13 protein-coding genes are annotated in these 15,375 nt (G+C 72.5%); 4 read left to right on the top strand and 9 right to left on the bottom strand.

The window, feature by feature from the left end; all coding sequences use genetic code 11:
• Positions 1 to 77 precede the first annotated feature (77 nt).
• Genes ACZ6KO_RS04315 through ACZ6KO_RS04295 form a run of 5 tightly spaced genes read right to left on the bottom strand, consistent with a single transcriptional unit; the run spans position 78 to position 6,016 of the window.
• Complete coding sequence (locus ACZ6KO_RS04315; protein WP_469299771.1) at positions 78 to 1,091, bottom strand: LacI family DNA-binding transcriptional regulator; 1,014 nt, start codon at positions 1,089 to 1,091, stop codon at positions 78 to 80.
• Entirely contained in the window at positions 1,088 to 2,908 is a 1,821-nt protein-coding gene (locus ACZ6KO_RS04310; protein ID WP_469299767.1) for a glycoside hydrolase family 36 protein, read from the bottom strand. The genes ACZ6KO_RS04315 and ACZ6KO_RS04310 overlap by 4 nt, the downstream gene beginning before the upstream one ends.
• 2 nt (positions 2,909 to 2,910) lie before the next feature.
• Positions 2,911 to 3,738, bottom strand: coding sequence for a carbohydrate ABC transporter permease (locus ACZ6KO_RS04305; protein WP_469299764.1), 828 nt, complete (start codon positions 3,736 to 3,738; stop codon positions 2,911 to 2,913).
• Positions 3,735 to 4,682, bottom strand: coding sequence for a carbohydrate ABC transporter permease (locus tag ACZ6KO_RS04300; protein WP_469299761.1), 948 nt, complete (start codon positions 4,680 to 4,682; stop codon positions 3,735 to 3,737). The genes ACZ6KO_RS04305 and ACZ6KO_RS04300 overlap by 4 nt, the downstream gene beginning before the upstream one ends.
• Positions 4,679 to 6,016 carry an ABC transporter substrate-binding protein gene (locus ACZ6KO_RS04295; RefSeq protein ID WP_469299758.1) on the bottom strand — a complete coding sequence of 446 codons (1,338 nt, stop codon included), beginning with the start codon at positions 6,014 to 6,016 and terminating at the stop codon, positions 4,679 to 4,681. The genes ACZ6KO_RS04300 and ACZ6KO_RS04295 overlap by 4 nt, the downstream gene beginning before the upstream one ends.
• Before the next feature lie 261 nt (positions 6,017 to 6,277).
• Here ACZ6KO_RS04295 and ACZ6KO_RS04290 point away from each other — a divergent pair, with 261 nt between their 5' ends.
• Complete coding sequence (locus ACZ6KO_RS04290) at positions 6,278 to 8,260, top strand: hypothetical protein (protein WP_469299756.1); 1,983 nt, start codon at positions 6,278 to 6,280, stop codon at positions 8,258 to 8,260.
• Positions 8,261 to 8,357: 97 nt separating this feature from the next.
• Complete coding sequence (locus ACZ6KO_RS04285; RefSeq protein WP_469299754.1) at positions 8,358 to 8,867, top strand: P-loop nucleotide/nucleoside kinase family protein; 510 nt, start codon at positions 8,358 to 8,360, stop codon at positions 8,865 to 8,867.
• 15 nt (positions 8,868 to 8,882) lie between these two features.
• Here the strand turns inward: ACZ6KO_RS04285 and ACZ6KO_RS04280 are convergent, their stop codons facing one another.
• Complete coding sequence (locus ACZ6KO_RS04280) at positions 8,883 to 9,476, bottom strand: MBL fold metallo-hydrolase (RefSeq protein ID WP_469299752.1); 594 nt, start codon at positions 9,474 to 9,476, stop codon at positions 8,883 to 8,885.
• 94 nt (positions 9,477 to 9,570) lie between these two features.
• Between ACZ6KO_RS04280 and ACZ6KO_RS04275 the strand changes: the two genes are divergently transcribed.
• Entirely contained in the window at positions 9,571 to 10,545 is a 975-nt protein-coding gene (locus tag ACZ6KO_RS04275) for a GlxA family transcriptional regulator (RefSeq protein WP_469299751.1), read from the top strand.
• Between the two features lie 28 nt (positions 10,546 to 10,573).
• Here the strand turns inward: ACZ6KO_RS04275 and ACZ6KO_RS04270 are convergent, their stop codons facing one another.
• On the bottom strand, positions 10,574 to 11,248 hold the full coding sequence (locus tag ACZ6KO_RS04270; RefSeq protein ID WP_469299748.1) for a TetR/AcrR family transcriptional regulator: 675 nt from the start codon (positions 11,246 to 11,248) through the stop codon (positions 10,574 to 10,576).
• Between the two features lie 92 nt (positions 11,249 to 11,340).
• Between ACZ6KO_RS04270 and ACZ6KO_RS04265 the strand changes: the two genes are divergently transcribed.
• Entirely contained in the window at positions 11,341 to 12,387 is a 1,047-nt protein-coding gene (locus tag ACZ6KO_RS04265) for an aldo/keto reductase (protein WP_469299746.1), read from the top strand.
• Between the two features lie 80 nt (positions 12,388 to 12,467).
• Here ACZ6KO_RS04265 and ACZ6KO_RS04260 read toward each other — a convergent pair whose 3' ends face one another.
• Positions 12,468 to 14,000 carry an amino acid permease gene (locus tag ACZ6KO_RS04260; RefSeq protein WP_469299744.1) on the bottom strand — a complete coding sequence of 511 codons (1,533 nt, stop codon included), beginning with the start codon at positions 13,998 to 14,000 and terminating at the stop codon, positions 12,468 to 12,470.
• A gap of 167 nt (positions 14,001 to 14,167) precedes the next feature.
• Positions 14,168 to 15,148: a hypothetical protein gene (locus tag ACZ6KO_RS04255; protein ID WP_469299741.1), complete on the bottom strand. Its 981-nt coding sequence runs from the start codon at positions 15,146 to 15,148 to the stop codon at positions 14,168 to 14,170.
• Between the last annotated feature and the right edge of the window lie 227 nt (positions 15,149 to 15,375).

The following is a 15,375-nucleotide window of genomic DNA, read 5'->3' as shown; positions in this document are numbered from 1 at the left end:
GCGGCACTGAGCGGCACTGAGCGGCACTGAGCGGCACTGAGCGGCACTGAGCCGCACACTGCGCGGCGCCGCCCGGATCAGAGGCCGGCGGCCGGCGCCCCCGGGGCCGGTCCGGTGCTCGCCCGGATGACCAGTTCGGGGTCGAAGAGCAGCTCCCCCACCGGGACGTCACGATTGCCGACGAGCGCCAGCACGCCTCGACCCACCTCCAGAGCGAGCCGGTCGGCGGGCTGCCGCACCGTGGTCAGGGGCGGATCGGTGAACTCGGTGACGGACGAACCGTCGTAGCCCACCACCGACACGTCCCCGGGCACCGCGCGCCCCTGGCGGCGTACGCCCCGGATCGCACCGAGGGCCATGTAGTCGCTGGCCGCGACGATGGCGGTGGCGCCCAGGGCGAGGAGCGGGCCGACCGCGGCCTGTCCCCCCTCCACCGTGTACGACTGCCGGATCACCCAGCGCTCGGGGTCCTCGATGCCCCGCTTGGCCATGGCCTCCAGGAAGCCCTTCACCCGGCGGTCGGCGGGCCGGTTGCCGGCCGGTCCCGAGACCATCCCGATCCGGCGGTGCCCCAGCCGGTGGAGGTGGTCGACGGCCAGTTCGGCGGCGAGGGCGTCGTCGGTGGAGAAGACCGGGACGGGCACCCCGTCCGCGAACTCGCCGTTGATCCCCACGTACGGGACCCGGCGCTGGCGCAGCAGCTCGTACGTGTCGGTGTCGGAACCCTCGACGGTGTTGGAGGCGGACAGGAAGACGACGGCCGCGACGCCCTTGTCGACCAGCGCGGAGACGAAGTCCCGCTCCTGCACCCCGCCGGGGAAGGCGGGGCACAGGACCGTCTTCAGTCCGTGCGGGGCCAGGGCCGACTCGATGCGTTCGGCGACATCGGCGAAGAACGGGTTCGAGACGAACTCGGTGATCACCGCGACGAGCTGACCCTGGGTCGGGCGTTCGTAGCCGAGCTCCGCCATGGCGTGCTCGACGGCGTCCCGGGTCTTCTTCGACACGCCCTGGCGTCGGTTGATCACCCGGCTGACGGTCGCCTCGCTGACCTGAGCGCGGGCGGCGACGTCGGTGATGCCGACCTTCATCGCGGTCCTTCCGTGAGCGTGAGCGATGCCAGGCCGCCGCGCGGCACGGCCAGCGGGCGGACCCCCTCCGGCAGATGTGTCGGCGGATCGTCCATGATACGGCCGTCGGGCCCGTGGACCACGCCCCGGACCCGGCCGCCGCCCCCCGTCACCTCGACCACCACCCGGTCCCGGTCCGAGCCGTTGACCAGGTGGAAGTGCCGGTACGCGGAGAAGTCCAGCGGGACGACACGGTCGCCGTGCACGCTCAGCAGGCAGCGGTCCCCGGTGCCGGCCCGCACCAGCGGGTACAGCTCGTCGGGCCGGCCCGGTTCGACCTCCCCGTCCAGCAGCAGCTCGCGGTGCAGGCGCCACTGCCGCAGCCAGAACGCGATCGTCTCCCGGTGCGCGGCGGGCACCCGGTCCAGCCGTACGGAGATCTGCGGCACCGCGTGGAGCGAGCCGATCAGCTGCCGGGCCACCGAGGCCACGGGGGCGTCCGGCGACCACAGCAGCATGTCGGAGTGGACGGCCCCGCCCACCGCGAGCAGCGCGGTGTCCAGGGTGCGCACCCGGTTGGCGGTGGCGTCCGCCGGGCAGTCGAAGGAGCGCAGCATATTGCCGAACGGGGCCATGCCGGGGCCCGTGTAGGGCTGGCGCAGCTCCAGGAGCAGGTCGGGGCGTACGGCTTCCAGGGCCGCGCGCAGGTCCGTCAGCAGGACGGACATGGCCCGGCCGACATCGCCCGCTCCGTCACCCGCGTACACCATGGCCTGCTCGAGGAAGTCGAGCTTCAGCCCGTCGAGTCCGTACGCGCGGACCAGCCGCAGGCAGAGCCCGACGACGTGCGCGCGCACCTCCGGACGGCGCGGATCGAGCACCCGCGCGCCGGGCACGGTGGCCGGGGCGGGCGCGTGGGAGGCCCACCGGTCGTGGCAGGCCGCGCCGGGGCCGAGCAGCAGGGGGGCCACCCAGGCCAGGTAGCGCAGCCCGTGGGCGCGGACCCGGGCCACGTGGCCGGCGAAGTCGGGGAACTTCTCCCGGTCCGGCCGCCAGTCCCCGCAGCCCGCGTAGCCGCGGCCGCGGCCCAGCTCCTGCCAGCCGTCGTCGAGGATCAGCGTGCCGCAGCCGAGTCCGGCCGCCAGTTCCGCCTGCTTCTCGACGCCGGCCGCGGTGACGTCCTGGTTGAAGGCGTACCAGGTGGAGTAGACGGGGAGCCGGGCCGCGTCGGGCACCGGCATGGGGGCGAGCGCGGCTGCGAACCAGGCCCGCAGGGCGCGCATGGCCCGCGCCACGGACGGCGAGCGTGGCACCAGCAGGACTCTGTGAGGCTGCCGCGAGGGGGGCAGGCTCAGGTGGACGACGTGGGTGCCGTGCTCCTCCGACACCCCGAAGCGCAGGTCCGCCTCGGGGACCGGATCGGCCACGGCGAAGGTCAGCAGCGTGGCGCCCGCGTGGTCGTACAGGCATCCGGCGGCGTGTCCGTCGGTCAGCGAGACCCGGGAGCGCCCTTCCCAGTCCGCGAGGAGGGTACGCCGCCAGCCCCCTTGAGGGTGCCAGTACCCGGCGGCGTCGCCCAGGGGGACGGAGAAGCGGATCTCGACCGGGGCTCCGTCGGCCCGCACCTCCAGCAGGCGCAGGCCGCCGGAGGGCTCGCCGAGGCTCCAGACCGGACGGACTCCCGGGTCACGGCTGAGGACGGCGACCGAGACCCCGTCCAGCAGCGGCTCGTGGCGGGCGGGCGGCAGCCCGGCGGTGGTCACCGCCTCGGGGCCGCCCTCCGGGGCGGCGGTGGTCACTGTCTCGGGGCCGTCCTTCGGGGCGGCGGTGGTCGGCACGGTCACTCCTTCACGGCACCGGCGAGCAGGCCGGAGACGAACTGGCGCTGAAGCGCGAGGAACACGAGGGCCATGGGGATCGCGGCGGCCGCCGTCCCGGCGAGGATGGCTCCGTAGTCGGTCTCGTCGAGGCCCTGGAGGGAGGCCAGGGCGACCGGGACGGTGTACGAGGCGCCGTCGCGCAGGACGACCAGCGGCCAGACGAAGTCGTTCCACTGGTAGAGGAAGAGGAAGATGGCGAGGGCGGCCAGGGCCGGCCTCATCGGGGGCAGGACCACCTTCCAGAACAGCCGCAGTTCGCCGCAGCCGTCCGTGCGTGCCGAGTCGAGGAGTTCGTCGGGGAGCGCGGCCATCGACTGGCGCATCAGGAAGATGCCGAAGGGCAGTGCCAGATTGGGCATGATCACGGCCTGGTAGGTGTTCAGCCAGCGCAGCTCGGCCATCATCTGGAAGAGGGGCACGAGGGTGACGTGGGCCGGGATCACGAGGCCGAGCATGATCAGTCCGAACAGGGCGTCACGGCCGCGGAAGCGGTACTTGGCGAAACCGTATCCGGCCAGTGTGCAGACGGCTCCCGCGCACACGGTGTAGACGACCGCGATGAGCAGGGAGTTGAGGACCACCCGCCCGAAGTGCGCCGAGTCCTGGAGCGTCTGGAGGTTGGCGGCGAGATGGCCGCCGGGCAGCAGGGGCGGCGGGCTGTCGAAGATCTCCGCGGAACTGTGGGTGGCGGCGATCACGAGCCAGTAGAAGGGAAGGACGACGGCGGCGAGCACGATGGCGAGTCCCGAGGTCAGCAGGATGCCCCTGCCGCGGTGGCGGGTGGTCACGGTTTCTCCCCCAGCAGACGGAACTGGATCACGCCGAGGAGGCCGATGAGGACGGCCAGGGCGTAGGCGATGGCGGAGGCGTATCCGAAGTCGAAGTACTTGAAGGCGTTCTGGTACAGGTACACGCCGATGGTCAGCGTCGCGTTGTCCGGGCCGCCGCCGGTGAGCACGTACGGCTCGTCGAAGATCTGGAGGGTGCCGATGGTGGAGAGCACGGCGGTGAGCAGGAGCGCGGGGCGCAGGCCCGGCAGTGTGACGTGGCGGAAGGAGGTCCACGCCCCGGCCCCGTCGACGGCCGCCGCGTCGTAGAGCTCGGCCGGTACCGACTGCAGACGGGCGAGCAGGATCACCGCGTTGTACCCGGTGTAGTGCCAGGTCAGGGCGAGACCGAGGGAGACCTTCGCCCACAGGGGGTCGGTCAGCCACGGCACGGCGTCCAGGCCTGCGAGCCCGAGCAGCCAGTTGACCAGTCCGTAGTCCTTGTTGAGCAGGACGGAGAACATGATTCCGTAGGCGACCAGGCCGGTGACCACCGGCAGGAAGAAACCCAGCCGGAAGACCGCCCGGCCGCGCAGCAGGGTGGAGTTGAGGGCCACGGCCAGGCCGGTGGCCAGGGCCAGCATGAGCGGCACCTGGACGGCGAGGATCACCGCGGTGTTCTCCAGGGCGGTCCAGAACAGCGGATCGCCCAGCAGCCGGGTGTAGTTGCCGGTCCCCGCGAACCGCTCGGTCCCGCCGGCGGTGGTGTGGAGGCTGATCCAGAAGGACCGGACGATCGGGTAGCCCTTGAAGGCGGCGAACAGCAGCAGGGCCGGCAGGACGAAGAGGTACGGGGCCATGCGCCGGCGCCGCCGCCCCGCGGACCACGCGGCCACCGCCGGGGCGGGGGCGGCCGTGGCGGTGGCGGGGGCGGGGGCCGTGCGCCGGGCGAGTGTCCCGGTCATCGCGCGACCTTGCGTCCGGTCTGCCGGGCGAGCTGCTCCGCCGCCTCCTTCAGCACCTTGGCCGGGTCGGCGCCGGCCAGCAGCACCTTGGACTGGGCGTCGGTGACGAGCTTGAGTGCACGGGCGTAGTCGGCGGTGTAGTTGAAGGCGGGCGAGGGGGCTTTGAGGGCGTCGAGGAACACCTCGCCCCTCCGCTGTCCGCCGAAGAAGGCCGAGGGTTCGTGGAAGACCGGGTCGTCGTAGGCCTTCATCAGGGCCGGGGCGATGCCCTTGTCGCGGTAGATCCGGACCTGGGAGGCCGGGCGGGTGAGGACGAACTCGACGAAGGACCAGGCGGCGGCCTGGTTGCGGCTGGAGCCCGCGACGGCGAGGTGGGTGGAGTTGACGGTGGCCGCGCTGGAGCCGCCCCGGCGCACGGGCGGCGGGAGCCGCACCTTCCACTTCCCCGCCTGCTCGGGTACCTGCTCCTCGATGATGCCGCCGAACCAGGTGGGCATGGGCAGAACGGCCGCGGTGCCCTGCTTCAGGGAGGCCATCAGGGCGTTCCAGCCGCCGGCGAGGTCGCTGACCAGACCCTCGTCGTTCATCGTCTTGATGAGCGACATGGCCTTCACGGCCTCCGGTGCGTCGAGCGTGATCTCCCCGGCGTGGTTGAAGTAGAAGGCGCCCTGGAGCTGGAGGAGCATCTGGAAGACGTTGGCGGAGTCCGCCTGGGAGGCGGGTTTGTCGATGCCCAGCAGGTGGGCGCCGGTCTTCGCCTTGATCTTCTTGCCGGCCTCGATGGTCTCCTCCCAGGTCTGCAGGGCGCCGGCGTCGACCCCCGCTTCCTCGAAGAGGTCCGCGCGGTAGTAGAAGCCCGCCGAGTTCGCCTCCCAGGGCAGGGCGTTGACGCGCTTGCCGTCGGGGGACACGGTCTGCCACATGCCCGGGGCGAAGGCGTCCCGGTGGGCGTCCGCGCCCAGCGGACCGAGATCGGCCAGCCCTCCGGCGAACTTCTCCACGTAGCCCGGCAGGTAGTCGACACCGATGTGCAGGACGTCGGCCAGGCCCTGACCGCCCGCCGCCAGCCCGGTGGTGATCCTGTCCCAGATCGCCGGGTTGCCGATGTCCTCGACGGTGACCTCGATCTCCGGATAGGTCTTGTTGAACTCCGGTACGAGCGCCTTCATCTCGGCGGCCGGGCCCTGCCATGACCAGACCGTGACGCGGCCCCGGTGCTTCTCCCCGACGCTGCCGCCCTGGCCGGTGTCACCCGTGCCGGAACAGGCGGTCAGACCGGCTCCCGCGGCGATCGCTCCGCCGATCCGCAGCACTCTTCGCCGTCCCAGTTCCATGCCTGACCCACCCCTGTTCGCACCGTTGCGGAAGCCGACTGGCCGGGACTGTAACAACGCCAACTCGGCACTTGCAAGCATTCGTTGAAAACTTTCATCTGACTCGGCAATGGGTTCTGGCAACTTCATTGCAATCCCGCGCCCGGGATTGCTAGCGTGCCGCGCGCCCAGCTCAGCGCAGACCGGTCCCCCGCACCATCGACCGCGACGCACCATCGACCCCGACCCGACCCCGACCCGACCCCGACCCGGGAGAACCTGATGACGCGTTCCCGTGTGCCGCTCCTGACCGCCCTCGCCCTGCTCGCCCCGCTCGCCCCCCTCACCCTCGGCGGCCCCGCCGCGGCGGCTCCACCGGACGCCGCCGGACGACCCGCGCCCGCCCCGCTCACCGTCGTCAACCCCGGGTTCGAACAGGGCGCCACGGGCTGGCAGTTCACCTCCGGTACCGGCGTCGCCACGAACTACCCGCACGGCGGCGCGCGGCTCGCCTACCTCGACGGCGGGCCCGGCCTGAAGGTGTCCCAGGCCGTGACGGCCACCGGCAGGGGCGTCTACGACATCTCCGCCTGGATCGCCACGGGCGGCCCGAACGGCCGGTACGTCGCCCGCGTCAACGGCGTGGTGGCCGCCGAGCAGATCCTGCCCGGCGCCTCCCAGTACCGCCGCTACACCCTCAGCCGGATAGCCCTCGCCCCCGGTGACAGGCTGGAGATCGCGTTCGAGTCGGGGGACGCCTGGGTCAACGCCGACGACGTGATGCTCTCCCCCGCCTCGCCGGCCGACCCCCGGGTCAGCTCCTCGGACCCGGAGATCGTCGAGATGTTCGACTGGGCCAAGCGGAAGGCCAACAGCTGGGTCCACCTGCCGCAGACCCAGGGGCCGCTCAACGTCGACGAATGGAACACCGGCGGCACCGGCACCGGGACCTACGGCGCCTCCTACTGGGCCGGTTACGCCAACCGCAGCGGCTACTACTCCCGCGACATGGCCCACCAGCTGGCCGGCGCGGGTGTCCTCGGACTGCACGCGGAGAACAAGGCGATGCTCCGCTCCTTCGCCGCCTCCGCCACCGCCGAGCACAAGTACTACCCGGCGTGGGCCTTCAACTTCGACACGAGGACCTACCTCTCCATCGACTACCGCAGTCCCACGAACTTCGTCCGCGAGGTGCCGGCCACCTTCGAGCTGGTCCAGAAGGCCGAGGAGGCCTACCGCTGGAGCGGGGACCGCTCCTACCTCCGGGACCGGGTCCTGTGGGACTTCTACCGGCACGCGACCGAGGAGTTCGTCACCCTCCACGACGGGCTCAAGGACAACGGCGCGGTCAAGGTGGCCGAGGGCACCGGGGGCGGCATCTTCCAGGGCACCGCCAGCTACAACGAGCTGAGCGGCGAGCCGCTCGCGGAGGCGGGGGACGCGATCGGCTCCCAGTACCAGGCCTACCTGGCGATGGCCTCGCTCGCCCGCGCCAAGGGCAGCCACGGGCTCGCCGACCGCTTCGACGCCAAGGCCCGTGACCTCAAGGCGTACTTCAACGCGACCTGGAGCGGCTCCGGTTCGGGAGCGGACATGGTGCGCGGCTACACCACGGACGGGCGGCCGCTGACCGGGTGGGGCAAGGAGAACAGCTGGTTCATGCCGCTGAAGCAGATCATCGAACCCGGGCCGCGCCGGGAGGCCTACCTGGACTACATCGACGAGCAGGCCTCGGGCGCCGGCCGGCCCGCCAACATCGAGGCCCTCACGTACCTGCCGGACACCTTCTTCCGGAACAACCGCAACGACACCGCGTGGAAGTGGATGAAGGCCGTCTACGACCGCAAGGACATCCAGCACGTGAACACCAAGCAGGGCACCAACGGGGACTACCCCGAAGTCTCCTTCACCCTGCTCGGCCAGACCGTCGAGGGCCTCATGGGGGTCGTCCCCGACGCCCCGGAGCGTTCCCTGACCACCCAGTCCCGGCTGCCGTCGGGGATGGACTGGCTGCGGATCGACGACCTGCGGATCGGCGACTCGTCCTTCTCCCTGCGCCACGACGGAGCGACGAAGTCCTCCCTGACCCACAGCTCCGGCCGCTCCGCCCACACCTGGGAGGCCCGCTTCCCCGGCACCCACGCGACGCTCACGGTGGACGGGGTGGCCCGGCCTGCCCGGACCAAGGTGGTCGACGGGGTCACGTACACCTACGTGACGCCGGTCGTGGCCCCCGGACGCACGGTCACGGTCGAGGTCGGCTGACGAAGGGGGCGCATGGCGGCGCGGCCGTCGCCATGCGCCCGGCCTTTTGTGGTGGCGTGGGCGATGATCCCTGCAGGCTCGGTGAGAGGAGGGGGTCATGGTCGATCAGCGAGCAAGGCTGGTGCTCCTGTGCGGCCTGCCAGGTGCCGGTAAGACCACGGTGGCCAGGAGGCTGGAGCAAGAGCTGTCTGCTGTGCGTCTGTGTCCTGACGAGTGGCTTGCGGGATTGGGCTTCGATCTCTTCGACAACGAGGCGAGGGAGCGGGTCGAGCAGTGCCTTTGGCAGCACGCCCAGGCGCTGTTGGCCTCCGGTGCTGTTGTGATCCTGGAGAACGGTTTCTGGGAGCGGGCAGAGCGTGACGAGAAGCGGCTTGTCGCCCGCACGATGGGCGCTGCCGTCGAACTGCGTTATCTCCAGGTGCCGATCGAAGAGCTGCAGCGGCGTATCGCTCTGCGGAACCACGAACCGGGCTCTGTCGTACTGACGGCCGAACTCCTCGGACGTTGCCAGGAGCAGTTCGAGCCACCGACGCAGGGCGAGCTCGACTTGTTCGACGCACCGCTGCTCCAGGACTGCACGACGGCGCCGGTCACAGCCACTCAATGATGACTGCAACACCCTTTAGACGGGAGTGGTCGCGCCGGGCGTGAACGGGGCGCCGTGACCGGGGACGATCAGGTCCGCGGCGGCCAGCACCCGCCGCCGGGAGGCGCGCAGCAGCTCGCGGTCCGGGGTCACCGGGTCGTCCGCCGGGCCGCATCCGTGCCACCACAGGTCGCCCGCGAAGGCGACCACGCCCGCGTCCGTGCCCGCCAGCAGCGTGATGTCCTCCAGGCTGTGCCCGGGGGTGCGGATCAGCCGCAGGGAGGGGGTGAGTTCGTACCCCTCCGCGTCCCGGTTCGTCCAGGCGTCGCCCAGGTACTCGACCTTGTGGTCGTGGACCCGGGCCCGGCCGAACAGGCCCGCGTTCATGGTGTTGTCCGGGTGGTGGTGGCTGAGTACGACGTCGGTGATGTCGTCGGGGCCCAGCCCCAGGCCGGCGAGCGGGCCGAGGATGTCGTGACGGCTCGCCACCATGCCCGGATCGAAGATCACGTGCCGTCCCGCGTCGTGGATGTAGGACACCGTCGCGGCGACGCCGGGGCCGGTCGAACCCACGTAGCCGGTGGTCAGGATCGTGTACGCGGCGCTGCGGCCGCCGGGTGCGTCTGTCATGGCCCCGATTCTTCCGAGCGGTGTCCGCCGTCACGAGTGGCACGGCTGCCGCCTATCGCGGGTTTCGTGCCAACTCCCGTGTCACACTGCCCCCATGCCGCCCTTCACATCCGTCGCCGCGTACGTCCCGCCCGGAGTCGGCATGCTGGCCGTCGGCATCGTCTGCGAGGTGTTCGGTCCGCACGGGGAGGGGGTGCCCGGCTTCGACTTCGCCCTGTGCGCACAGCGGCCCGGAACGGTGGCCACGGACTCGGGCGTGCCGCTCACCGTCGCGCACGGGCTGGACCGGCTCGCCCGCGCCGACCTGCTGATCACCCTGCCGGGCACCGGCTTCCGTACCGCGCCCCCGGCCGGCGTACTCGACGCGCTGCGCGCGGCACACGCGCGCGGCGCCCTGGTCGCGGCCCACTGCGTCGGTACGTTCGCGCTCGCGGCCGCCGGGCTGCTGGACGGTCGGAGGGCGACCACGCACTGGCGGTTCGCGGGGCTCCTGGCCCGCCGCCACCCGGAGGTCACCGTCGAATCCGACGCCCTCTACGTCGACGAAGGCAGCGTCGTGACGGGCGCGGGAGCCGCGGCCGGGTTCGACCTGTGCCTCCACCTCCTGCGGCGGGAACACGGGGCCGCGCTGGCCAACGCCGTCGCCCGGGACATGGTGCTGCCCTCGCACCGCGAGGGCGGTCAGGCCCAGTACCTGTCCGCGCCGGTCCCCGAGGACGGGGAGGACGAGCGGTTCACCGGACTCCTCGCCTGGGTCCGCGAGAACCTCCACGAGCCGCTGCCCGTCGAGCAGCTGGCCCGGCGCGCCATGATGAGCAAGCGGTCCTTCGCCCGCCGCTTCCGCGCCGCGACCGGCACCACCCCGCACGCCTGGCTGCGCGGCCTGCGGCTGAGCCGGGCCGAGGAGCTCCTGGAGACCACGAGCCTGCCGGTGGAGGAGGTCGCCCGCCGCGTCGGCTACGGCAGCGCGGCGGTCCTGCGCGAGCAGTTCGTACGCCGACGCGGCGTCCCGCCCCGCTCCTACCGGCGCGCCTTCGCGGTCCCGGCGCCCCGGCCCCCGGGGCCGTAGGCGGGGCGGGTGCGGCACGGGCCGGCCCTCACCGCGCGGTACGCGGATACGCTCCCGCGCGGGCGGCGGCCGCGGCCGCCGCGGCGGCCCGGTCGGCCGCCTCGGCGTCCAACGGGGCGGGGGTGGTGAGCAGGCGGTAGTAGAGCGGGGCGGAGACGGCGCGGATCACCTCCTCCGGATCCGTGTCCGCGGGCAGTTCGCCCCGTTCGACGGCCTGTTCGACGCAGGGCGCCCACTGCGCGACCCGGACCGCGTAGAAGCGGTGCAGGGCCTCGGCGGCGCGCGGGTCGGTGCCCGCGGCCGCGATCACCGCCCGGAACAGCGGCCCTTGGCGCGGATCGGCCAGGGTCCGCGCCACGAGGGCGGCGTTGGCGCGGAGGTCGCCCTCCAGCGAGCCGGTCTCGGTGCGCGGCAGGGACTGCTCGGCCATGTCCACGAGCAGGTCGGCGACCAGCCCGGCCGGGGTCCCCCAGCGGCGGTAGACGGTCGTCTTCCCGACGTCCGCGCGGCGGGCGACCTCGGCCAGGTCGAGCCGGTCGAACCCGGCTTCGGCCAGCAGGTCGCCCGCCGCGTCGAGCACGGCAGCCCGGACCCGGGCCGTCCGCCCGCCGGGCCGCACGGTGCCCGGCCCGGTCCCGCCCTGCCCGGTCTGACCCGGCTCCTCGGCCGCGGCGCCGTCCCGGCCCACACCCTCATCCGCCATAACGGTTCTCCAGTTCCATTAGGAGCCCATCCCTGTTACCTTGAGAGCAGCTTAACGGGTCACGCGTTCCATTAATACGTGAGGAGTCCGTCATGGAATACAGGCAGCTCGGTGCGTCCGGTCTCGAGGTCCCGGTGCTCAGCTTCGGGGCGGGCACGTTCGGCGGCAGCGGACCGCTGTTCGGCGCCTGGGGGGACACCGGGGTCCGCGAGGCGCGCCGGATGGTCGACATCGCCCTCGACGCGGGCATCACGCTCTTCGACACCGCCGACGTGTACTCGGCCGGGGCCTCGGAGACCGTGCTCGGCGCGGCCGTCGAGGGGCGCCGCGACCGGGTGCTGATCTCGACCAAGGCGGGACTGCCCATGGCCGACGGCCCCGACGGGGCCGGCACCTCGGGCACCCGTCTGGTGCGGGCCACGGAGGACGCCCTGCGCCGGCTCGGCACCGATCGCATCGACCTCTTCCAGCTGCACGCCTTCGACGCGTCCGTGCCGGTGGAGGAGGTGCTGGAGGCGCTGGACCGGCTCGTCCGGGACGGCAAGATCCGCCACGTCGGCGTGTCCAACTTCGCCGGCTGGCAGCTGATGAAGTCCCTGGCCGCGGCCGACCGGCACGGCTTCCCGCGCTACGTGGCCCACCAGGTCTACTACTCCCTCGTCGGCCGCGACTACGAGTGGGAGCTCATGCCGCTCGCCCACGACCAGGGCGTCGGCGCGCTCGTCTGGAGCCCGCTGGGCTGGGGCCGCCTCACGGGCCGGATCCGGCGCGGCAGCCCGCTGCCGGTCGGGAGCCGGCTGCACGCGACGGCCGATTTCGGCCCGCCGGTGGACGAGGACCTGCTGTACGACGTCGTCGACGTCCTCGACGAGGTCGCGCGGGAGACCGGGCGGACGGTCCCCCAGGTCGCCCTGAACTGGCTGCTGCGCCGCCCCACCGTGGCCTCGGTCATCATCGGCGCCCGCAACGAGGAGCAGCTGCTCCAGAACATCGGCGCCGTCGGCTGGTCGCTGGCTCCGGAGCAGGTCGCCCGGCTCGACGCCGTCAGCCACCGCCCCGCCCCCTACCCGTACTTCCCCTACGAGCGCCAGGAGGGCTTCGCCCGCCTGAACCCGCCGCTGCTCTCCCCGGCGCCGTGACCCCGTCGCCGCCCGCCCTCACGGCAGAGGCGGAGGACGGGCGGCGACGGGGCGGAGGGACGACAGGGGTACGGGATCCCCTACACGATGCCCTCGGCGATCTCGGCCTGCTCCTTGGCCGTGCCGTACGCCGACGGGGTCCCGTACGAGCGCCGCGCGACGTACCACCACACGCTGGCGAGGACCAGGACGACCGCGAGGGCGATCACCGCGTAGTTCATCGAGTCGATGGTGACCGGCGACTTCTGCGGCAGGCAGAACAGGACGGTGACCACGGCCACCCAGACGACGGCGATCCAGCCGATCGGCCGGCTCCAGCGGCCGAGGCTCCACGGGCCGGGCTGGAAGCGGTCGCCGGCGCGCAGCCGCAGGTAGATCGGGATGGCGTAGGCCGGGGTGATGCCGATGACGTTGATGGCGGTCACGGCCCCGTACGCGGTCGCGGAGTAGAGCGACGGCAGCGCGAGCACACCCGCGACGGCCACCGAGAGCCATACGGCCGGGACCGGCGTCTGGGTGCGGCTGCTGACCTTGCGCCACAGGGCCGAGCCGGGCAGCGCGTTGTCCCGGCTGAACGCGAAGACCATCCGGCTCGCGGCCGCCACCTCGGCGTTGCCGCAGAAGATCTGCGCGACGATCACCACGAGCAGCAGCGCGGTGGCGCCGCCGGTGCCCAGGGCGTCGAGGAAGATCTGGGCGGGCGGGACGCCCGTGGCGGTGTTCTGGGTGGCCGCGTAGTCCTGGATGGCGAAGGTGAGACCGGCGAGCAGCGCGAATCCGGCGATCCAGGAGACCCAGATGGCGCGGACGATGCCCTTGGCGGCGGAGACGGAGGCGTTGGAGGTCTCCTCGGACAGGTGCGCGGAGGCGTCGTAGCCGGAGAAGGTGTACTGGGCGAGCAGCAGGCCGATCGCCGCCACGTAGAACGGGTTGGCCCAGCCGGTGTCGTTGACGAACTCGGTGAAGACGAACGACGGCGACTGGTGGTGGTCGGGGATGATCGCCAGGGCGCCGACGATCACGGCGACGCCGGCCAGGTGCCACCAGACGCTGATCGAGTTGAGCACACTGACGAGGCGGACGCCGAAGAGGTTGAGCACGGCGTGCAGCAGCAGGATGGCCAGGAAGATCAGGAAAGTGGAGCCGGCGGTGGGCTCGAAGCCGAACTGGAGGTTGAGGAAGGCTCCGGTGAACAGGGCGGCGCCGTAGTCGATGCCGGCGATCGCGCCGAGCAGGCCGAGCAGGTTCAGCCAGCCGGTGTACCAGCCCCAGCGGCGTCCGCCGAGCCGGTCGGCCATGTAGTAGAGCGCGCCCGAGGTCGGGTAGGCGCTGGTCACCTCGGCGAGGGCGAGCCCGACGCAGAGCACGAAGAGGCCGACGCCGACCCAGCCCCACAGCATGACGGAGGGGCCGCCGGTGCCCAGGCCGAAGCCGTAGAGGGTCATGCAGCCGGAGAGGACGGAGATGACGGAGAAGCTGATGGCGAAGTTTCCGAAGCCGCCCATCCGGCGGGCGAGGACGGGCTGGTAGCCCAGCTCTCTGAGCCGTTCCTCCTCGTTCTGGTGGGCCGGTGCCGTGTGATCCTGGCGGCCTGCCCAGGCGGTGCGGGACATGACGGTACCTCCGGGGGTGGTGGAGCACGGGGGACGAGTGGTGCACGGGGGTGAGGAGCGGTGGGACGAGGAGCGGTGGGACGAGGGGTGGCGCGGTGAGGGGGTGGGGCTGCGGAGGGGGACGCGGCCGGGTGCGGGGGATGCGGCCGGGGTACGGCGGGAGGCTGTCAGGTGCCCGCGGCCAGGCTGCGGGACCTGGCGCGCAGGAACACCTCCTCGGCCAGTGCCTGGTCGGCCGGGTCGCGGGTGCGGTAGGCCCACGGCAGGGTGGTCCAGTACCGGCCGATGGCGTCGAAGACCCGGGCCGCCTCGGTGAACTGGAGGGCTCCCCAGAGCGCGTGCGCGAGATGGTTGAGGTCGAGCGGCGAGGCGTGCCCGAGGTCGGCGTGGTGGAACCACGCCTCCATGGCGTGGGTGGCGTCGCGGATGGCGTCCTCGGCGACCCAGTGCAGGTCCAGGGCCCGCTCCTGGCCGCGTTCGCGGCGGTAGCGCTCGACTCGGGCATAGAGCGGCAGGACGTGGACGGCGGACCCGGTCGGGGCCGAACCAGCCGCCCACTGCACGAAGTTGGCGGCCTCGGAACGCGGTCCTGACGCGCGCGCGTACATGAACTGGAGCATCCGGTGGTACGCCTCGCGGTTGTGCGGGTCCCGCTGATCGGCCTCGGCGAGGATGCCCCAGGGCCCGGGGGGCAGCATCGGGCCGGGCGGCGGGAGGCGGTGCTCGTCCATCCGTACGCCCTCGTCGAGGAGGGCGAGGGCGAGCAGGCAGACCCAGGGCACGGGGTCGGCGGGGGCGAGGTCGGCGCTGTCCCGGCACGCCCGCCAGGCCTCCTGCCACAGTTCGCGCGTACGGGGATGGCCCGCCCGGTGCGCGCGGACGGCCCGTTCGACGGCGACCCGGGTGTGCATCACCGCGGCGGCGACACTGTCCGGCTGCTCGGCCCGCCAGGCCTGGACCACGTCGGAGCCGGCGGCGACCGCGGCGAGGACCTGGGTGCGCTGGGTCCACAGCCCCCAGCCGCCGGTCCGCTCCAGCAGCTGTGCCATCGCCACCCAGCGCCCGGTCCGCAGGTCCTGGACGGCGACGCGCAGCTCGTTGTCGTGGCCGGCGGGGTGGTAGACGGGCCGGAAGTCGCTGCCCGCCATCACCCCGCCCCGCACGACGAACGGCAGGTGCGGACGTGCCTTGCGCTGGTCGTGGTCATCAATCCTCGGATCACGTGGAGAGTGGGGCCGGTCGGCATGCGGCTGCCGCGCTGCAGCCCGGCCGCCGCCAGGGACGCCCAAATCCCTTCAGGAACCCTGCCGTTGACCCCCGGCCTGCGTCCTTTTCCGTTGATCGGCGATCACTATAGAGCGCGTGTGCGCATCTG

The organism is Streptomyces sp. NPDC042102 (genome assembly GCF_055582305.1).
This window is presented reverse-complemented; position numbering and strand designations above follow the sequence as displayed.

What these genes read in the sequence shown, in the direction of transcription:
- ACZ6KO_RS04315 (WP_469299771.1), bottom strand. Translation starts at nt 1,091, where the DNA reads ATGAAGGTCGGCATCACCGACGTCGCCGCCCGCGCTCAGGTCAGCGAG.
- ACZ6KO_RS04300 (WP_469299761.1), bottom strand. Translation starts at nt 4,682, where the DNA reads ATGACCGGGACACTCGCCCGGCGCACGGCCCCCGCCCCCGCCACCGCC.
- ACZ6KO_RS04295 (WP_469299758.1), bottom strand. Translation starts at nt 6,016, where the DNA reads ATGGAACTGGGACGGCGAAGAGTGCTGCGGATCGGCGGAGCGATCGCC.
- ACZ6KO_RS04290 (WP_469299756.1), top strand. Translation starts at nt 6,278, where the DNA reads ATGACGCGTTCCCGTGTGCCGCTCCTGACCGCCCTCGCCCTGCTCGCC.
- ACZ6KO_RS04285 (WP_469299754.1), top strand. Translation starts at nt 8,358, where the DNA reads ATGGTCGATCAGCGAGCAAGGCTGGTGCTCCTGTGCGGCCTGCCAGGT.
- ACZ6KO_RS04280 (WP_469299752.1), bottom strand. Translation starts at nt 9,476, where the DNA reads ATGACAGACGCACCCGGCGGCCGCAGCGCCGCGTACACGATCCTGACC.
- ACZ6KO_RS04275 (WP_469299751.1), top strand. Translation starts at nt 9,571, where the DNA reads ATGCCGCCCTTCACATCCGTCGCCGCGTACGTCCCGCCCGGAGTCGGC.
- ACZ6KO_RS04270 (WP_469299748.1), bottom strand. Translation starts at nt 11,248, where the DNA reads ATGGCGGATGAGGGTGTGGGCCGGGACGGCGCCGCGGCCGAGGAGCCG.
- ACZ6KO_RS04265 (WP_469299746.1), top strand. Translation starts at nt 11,341, where the DNA reads ATGGAATACAGGCAGCTCGGTGCGTCCGGTCTCGAGGTCCCGGTGCTC.
- ACZ6KO_RS04260 (WP_469299744.1), bottom strand. Translation starts at nt 14,000, where the DNA reads ATGTCCCGCACCGCCTGGGCAGGCCGCCAGGATCACACGGCACCGGCC.
- ACZ6KO_RS04255 (WP_469299741.1), bottom strand. Translation starts at nt 15,148, where the DNA reads ATGGCGGGCAGCGACTTCCGGCCCGTCTACCACCCCGCCGGCCACGAC.